The organism is Cellulomonas sp. P1_C4 (assembly GCF_056406355.1).
Genome location: NZ_JBFUAI010000020.1, coordinates 165,531 through 171,530 on the forward strand (window position 1 = coordinate 165,531; position 6,000 = coordinate 171,530).

At 75.1% G+C, this 6,000-nt stretch carries 5 protein-coding genes; 1 reads left to right on the top strand and 4 read right to left on the bottom strand.

What is annotated here, in order from left to right; translation table 11 throughout:
• The first annotated feature begins 781 nt into the window (after window positions 1-781).
• The gene (locus tag AC1DYZ_RS16380) at window positions 782-1,333 is read left to right on the top strand and encodes a murein hydrolase activator EnvC family protein (RefSeq protein ID WP_477066204.1); all 552 of its coding nucleotides are present in this window, start codon (window positions 782-784) and stop codon (window positions 1,331-1,333) included.
• A gap of 163 nt (window positions 1,334-1,496) precedes the next feature.
• On the opposite strand, the gene whiG is transcribed toward AC1DYZ_RS16380, so the two are convergent.
• The 4 genes from whiG to AC1DYZ_RS16400 all read right to left on the bottom strand — a co-directional run.
• Window positions 1,497-2,435, bottom strand: coding sequence for an RNA polymerase sigma factor WhiG (gene whiG / locus AC1DYZ_RS16385; protein WP_477066205.1), 939 nt, complete (start codon window positions 2,433-2,435; stop codon window positions 1,497-1,499).
• Window positions 2,436-2,455: 20 nt separating this feature from the next.
• Window positions 2,456-3,388: a tyrosine recombinase XerC gene (locus AC1DYZ_RS16390; protein WP_477066206.1), complete on the bottom strand. Its 933-nt coding sequence runs from the start codon at window positions 3,386-3,388 to the stop codon at window positions 2,456-2,458.
• A gap of 197 nt (window positions 3,389-3,585) precedes the next feature.
• The gene (dprA, locus tag AC1DYZ_RS16395) at window positions 3,586-4,794 is read right to left on the bottom strand and encodes a DNA-processing protein DprA (RefSeq protein ID WP_477066207.1); all 1,209 of its coding nucleotides are present in this window, start codon (window positions 4,792-4,794) and stop codon (window positions 3,586-3,588) included.
• A gap of 58 nt (window positions 4,795-4,852) precedes the next feature.
• Window positions 4,853-6,000 (bottom strand): YifB family Mg chelatase-like AAA ATPase (locus tag AC1DYZ_RS16400; RefSeq protein WP_477066208.1); only part of this gene is annotated, 1,148 nt, incomplete at its 5' end.

A 6,000-nucleotide genomic window follows, 5' to 3' on the forward strand; every position in this document is an offset into this window, starting at 1 on the left:
CACGCGTCAAAGGCGGACCCTCGTGGGGCCCGCATCTCGGTTGTCGGCTCCGACCAGCTGGTCGTCGCCCCTGGCGTCATGTCGTCGTCCGCTCCGGGACTGCCACTGGTGCAGGAGCCCGGACCGCTGCGGAGATCGACCCCGTCCTGGTGCTCGTCGGCACGATGGCCGGCGGGTCCCTGATCGGGTGGATGACGCGCGAAGTCGACCGGTACGGACCGGTCGCACCAGAAGTTTAGCCGATCGCCGGGGCTGCTCCGCACCGGCGACCCGCCCACAGCCCGACGCACGGCGGCACCGTCCCCAAATCCGTGCACCCGCCTCGGTGGGGCGAGCCCGCCACACGACGATCGCCGTCATGACCCGAGCACCCGACTTGACCCACCCAGCGCCTTCGTCAGGAGCCCACGCCGGCCGGCTCGCCCGGCGCCGCGCGGCCTCGCCACCAGGGACGGGCCGCACCGACGCGTCACCGGTGCCGGACAGCGCGCCGAGGATCGGCGCTGATCGCCCCGAACCGTCACCAGGCGAGAGCGGCCCGCGGACGACTGGCACTCGTCGCACAGCACCTTCCCTGCCCGGCACCGCACGCGCCTGCCGGACCTGTCCTCTGCCGGCGGCCGAGCTGTCCAGGACCGGTTCGCGCCGGACCCGGCCTCTGCCGGCGGCCGTGCCGTCTGGGACCCTCTCCCGCCGGACCCGGCCTCTGCCGGCGGCCGTGCCGTCCGGGACCGTCTCCCGACGGACCCGGCCTCTGCCGGCGGCCGTGCCGTCCGGCACCGTGTCGGGCCCGACCGGCCGCCTCCGAGCAATGCTCGGGGGCGGCGCCGTGGCGGGCCTCGTCGCCCTGGCGATGGCGGTGCCGGCATCGGCCGGCTCCGCGGTGCCGAGTCTTCCCGTCGCGCCGGCCGGGACCTACCGTCTCCCGCTCGCCGGCCCGGCCGACGTCGCTCGTGGGTTCGAACCTCCACCGCAGCCCTGGGCCGCGGGTCACCGCGGCGTCGATCTGCGCACGACTGCCGGAGCGCAGGCGCTCTCGCCCGTTGCCGGCACGGTCACCTACGCCGGCGCGGTCGCGGGCCGGGGGGTCGTGACGGTGACCGATGCGGACGGCCGCCGGTCGAGCGTCGAGCCGGTTCTCGCCGGTGTGCGGGCCGGCGACGTCGTCGGCGCGGGCCAGCTCGTCGGGGTCGTCGTGGCGGACGGCTCGCACTGCGCGCCTGCCATCTGCCTGCACTGGGGCGTGCGGGTGGGCACCGAGTACGTCGACCCGCTCGCGCTGCTGCCGGGCGCGGGTCCCGTGGTGCTCCTGCCGCTCGGGGAAGGAGTCTGAGCATCCCGTCGCAGCGCCCGGGTCGACTCTGTCGAGCTGCTGCCCCTACTCACCGACGTCGGCAGCCCCCCGCGCTCGCTCGGTATGAACCGTGCATCGACGGTGGGGAAGGGAAGACCCGCCCGCCGCAGCGTCTCGGTCGGGCAGTCCAGTCGTCAGGTGGTCAGACGCGCTCGGCCTCGAGGAGCCGGGTGCGGAGGCGGACCATCGCGGCCGTATGCATCTGCGAGATGCGCGACTCGGTCACACCCAGCACGCGGCCGATCTCCGCGAGCGTCATGCCCTCGTAGTAGTAGAGGACGACGACGATGCGCTCGCGCTCACCGAGGCACTCGATCGCGCGGGCCAGCAGGAACTTGGTCTCGGCCGCCTCCATCGAGCTGGCCGGGTCGAGCGTGCGGTCGTCGCCGAGGGTGTCGCCGAGCGAGACGCCGCCCGGGCGGTCGTCGCCGCCGCCGAGCAGCTCGTCGAGCGCCGCCACGTTCACCGTCGACAGCTGGGAGTAGATGGCGCGGAGGTCCTCCACCGGCATCTCGAGGTGCCGGGCGACCTCGTCCTCGGTCGGCGTGCGGTGCAGCTTGGCCTCGAGCTCCGCATAGGCACGGTCGACCGCGCGAGCCTTGGTGCGGACCGAGCGCGGCACCCAGTCCATCGCGCGCAGCTCGTCGATGATCGCGCCGCGGATGCGGGACGACGCGTACGACTCGAACTTCACGGCGCGGTCGGTCTGGTACTTCTCGATCGCGTCGATGAGGCCGAACATGCCGTAGGAGACGAGGTCGGCCTGCTCGACGGTGCTGGGCAGGCGCATGCCGACGCGGCCGGCGACGGCCGACACCAGCGGCGCGTAGTTCAGGATCAGGCCCTCGCGCGCCCGCGGGGACTGCGACGACTTGTAGTCCTCCCACAGGGCGTCGACCTCCTCGACCGAGCGGCTCGGCGCGACGGGTCCACGCGGCGCCGGCACCCCGCGGGTGATCGGGACCGTCGGGGATGCGACCTCCGTGGCGGAGGCGGGCCACGGCTGGGGGACGACTCCCTCGGGGGCCGTGCTGGTCATCCGGGTGCGCACCGGGAAGGCGGCGTCCAGCTTCGTCGTCATCGTCGACTCCAAGTTGTGCGTCATGCTCGCGGGTGCGCTTGCTGGAAGGCCGACCGCAGGCGGTCGGCCGAGACGTGGGTGTAGCGCTGCGTCGTGGCCAGGCTGGCGTGGCCGAGGATCTCCTGGACGCTGCGCAGGTCCGAACCACCCTCGAGGAGGTGGGTCGCGGCGGTGTGGCGCAGCGCGTGCGGCGCCACGTCGTCGACGCCCGCGAGGGCGGCGGACTGGTGGACGACCGTGCGCGCCTGGCGCTGGTCGAGGCGGCCTCCGCGCAGGCCGAGGAAGACGGCCGACGGGGACGTGGGGTGGACGAGCTGCGGACGGCCACGCTCGAGCCAGGCACTCAGCGCGGTAGCGGCGGGCTTGCCGAACGGGACGACGCGCTCCTTGTCGCCCTTGCCGACGACGCGCAGCGTGCGCTCGTGCACGTCCAGGTTGCCGAGGTCGGCACCGCAGACCTCGCCGACGCGGACACCCGTGGCGTACAGGAGCTCGAGGAGCGCCCAGTCGCGCAGGGCGACGGCATCACCGTCGAGGGCGCGGTCACGAGCCAGGTCGAGCATCTGGGCGACGGGCTCCACGCGGAGCACGGTCGGCAGGGTCGAGCCGGTCCGCGCGGTAGCGAGACGCAGGGCCGGGTCGACCGGGACCCGGTGCGTGCGGTTGGCCCAGGCGAAGAACGTGCGGACGGCGGCCCCGCGGCGCGCCAGCGTGGCGCGGCTGCGGTGGGTGGTCGCCATCGAAGCGAGCCAGCCGCGCAGGACGGACAGATCGATCGAGTCGAGCGTGGTGCGGCCGTGCCGTGAGGCATACCCGAGCAGGAGGTCGACATCCCCGACATAGGCGCGGTTGGTGTTCGCCGACAATCCGCGCTGAGCGCTCAGGTGCGCCGAGAACTCCGACAGGAGGCGGCCGCGATTCGGCGCCCCTGCAGTGATCTCGACCACGTCCATGTGAGTACGGTGACCTGAAACACAGCCGGGAACAAGGACGACTTTCACCTGCCCGGGCTAACGCTGGGCGAATCCCGGCACAATGTCCGATTCGCCGACCAACAAATGCCCGATCGCGCGTTTTTTTCACCCGCAGAACGTCTCACCCCCACGTTCTTCGCCCCGTTCTCGGCGCGCCTTCTTTACAAGTACCGGGCTCATGGTGTGAGACGACTCACAGCGAGCCACCCAGACGGCCGCCGGGCGGCCCATCCGTCGAGCTCCAGGAGCCCCAGCGAGCTCCGCGCCTCGGCGAGGGAGACCCCGGCCACGCTGGCCACGCGCTCGAGCTCTGCCGGCGCACGACGGGAAAGAGCGTCGAGCACGCGCCGGGCGACCGGGTCGAGCCCGTCCCGGGGGCGAGCGGCGCGCTCGTCGGCCGCGCGCTCGGCCGCGACGGCAGCGCCCAGGTCCGTGCCGACCATCGCCGCGAGCTCGCGCACCTCGGCGACGTCGGTCACGCAGACCGCGACCCCGTCACGCAGCAGGCGGTGGCAACCCGCGGACGCCATCGATGTCACTGGGCCGGGTACCGCGCCGACCGGGCGCAGGAGCCGCGCGGCGTGGTGCGCCGTGCTCATCGCCCCCGAGCGCCACGCCGCCTCCACGACGACGGTGGCTCGGGACGCCGCGGCGATCAGCCTGTTCCGCTGCAGGAACCGGCTCTTCGTCGGCAGGGTCGCGGGCGGCACCTCCGAGACGAGCGCCCCGCCCTCGGCCACGACGGACTCGAGGAGCCGCGCGTTGCCGGCGGGGTACGCCCGGTCGACCCCACCCGCGAGCACGACGAGCGTCGGACCGCCGCGGGCCAGGGCCCCGCGGTGCGCGGCCGCGTCGATGCCGTACGCGCCGCCCGAGACCACGCACCAGCCAGCACCGGCGAGGCCATCGGCCAGGTCGAACGCCACGCGCTCCCCGTAGGACGTGGCCGCCCGCGACCCGACGACCGCGACGGACCGCGCCGAGGCCGCGGAGAGATCGAGATCCCCGCGCACCCAGAGGCAGAACGGCGCCTCGACGCCGAGGTCGTCGACGGCCGTCGACCAGCTGGGGTTACCCGGCACAAGGACCGCGCCGCCGAGCCGATCAAGCCGGTCGAGATCGCGTCGCGGCTCGCAGTCGGGCAGTCGCGCCGCCCACCGCGCCAACGCCCGGCCGATCCGCACGACCTCGCCCGGCGCGAGCTGGCCCCGCCCGTCCTCGAGACACCCGACGTCGGGCTGACCCGCCTGGACCGAGCGCCGCACCCAGGCGAGCGCCTCGGCGGCGCCCAACAGCTCGACGAGGGCACCGGCGACCACGTCCCCCGGCTCCACGAGCGCGCTCCACGTCGCGCGCGCCAGCACGTCGCCCTCGACGCCGCTCATGCGCCGTGCGCCGCTCGTGCGCAGCCGCAGCACCTGCCCAGGCCTGCCTCTTCGCCGCTCATGCGCCGTGCCCGCGGGTGCGCAGCAGCAGCGCCTGGCCGACATCGGCGCGCCCCGGCGCGGACCGCCCCGCCAGATCCGCGAGCGTCCACGCCACCCGCAGCACACGATCCACCCCGCGCAGGCTCAGCGTTCCGCGGTCGAGTGCGCGGTCGAGGTCGGAGACGAGCGAGCGATCGGGGCCCAGCCGCTCCCGGAGCCAGCCTCCCGGGACGTCACCGTTGGTGCGCCACGGAGTTCCCCGCAGCCGCTCCGCCTGCGCGTCCCGCGCGCCCGCCACCCTCGCCGCGACCGTCGTCGTGGACTCCCCCGCCGCCGCGCCCGCGCGCGACGGCGCGAGCTCGACCTGCAGGTCGACGCGGTCCAGCAGCGGACCGGAGAGCTTGCCGAAGTACCGCCGTCGCTGCTCGGGCCGGCACGTGCACGCCAGCCCCTTGCCGACGGCCTGGCCGCACGGGCACGGGTTCGCCGCCAGGACCAGCTGGAAGCGCGCCGGGTAGCGCGCCGTGCCAGCGGCCCGGTGGAGCACCAGCTCGCCGTGCTCGAGCGGCTGTCGGAGGGTCTGCAGGACCGCCGTGGAGAACTCCGGGGCCTCGTCGAGGAAGAGCACGCCGCGGTGCGCCCGCGACGCGGCTCCCGGCCGCGGCAGTCCTGAGCCGCCGCCGACCACGCTCGCGGGCGTGGCGGTGTGGTGCGGGTCCTCGAACGGCGGCCGGCGCAGCAGCCCGCCGCCGGGGTCGAACGCCCCCGCCACCGAGTGCACCGCGGTGACCTCCACGGCGTCCGCCTCGGACAGGTCCGGCAGCAACCCGGGCAGGCGCGCCGCGAGCATGGTCTTGCCCGTGCCCGGCGGGCCCACCATCAGCAGGTGGTGCCCGCCCGCCGCCGCGACCTCGAGGCATGCGCGCGCGTCCGCCTGGCCGACGACGTCGGCAAGGTCGAGAGCGGCCGCACCGGGGCGGGCGGCGACCGCCTCGACCGCGACGGGCGGCACCGAGGGCACCTCGAGAGTCGCGCCGTAGCCCGCGGCCACCTGGGCGAGGCTGGTGGCTCCGACGACCTGGGCACCTGGGACCAGCCGCGCCTCCGCGGCGTTCGCCGCCGCGACCACCACGCGGCGGTGCCCCGCGGCGACCGCGGCGGCGA

Excerpts from the sequence above, each read along its gene's own strand:
- whiG (WP_477066205.1), bottom strand. The coding sequence starts at position 2,435 with ATGACGACGAAGCTGGACGCCGCCTTCCCGGTGCGCACCCGGATGACC.
- AC1DYZ_RS16390 (WP_477066206.1), bottom strand. The coding sequence starts at position 3,388 with ATGGACGTGGTCGAGATCACTGCAGGGGCGCCGAATCGCGGCCGCCTC.
- dprA (WP_477066207.1), bottom strand. The coding sequence starts at position 4,794 with ATGAGCGGCGTCGAGGGCGACGTGCTGGCGCGCGCGACGTGGAGCGCG.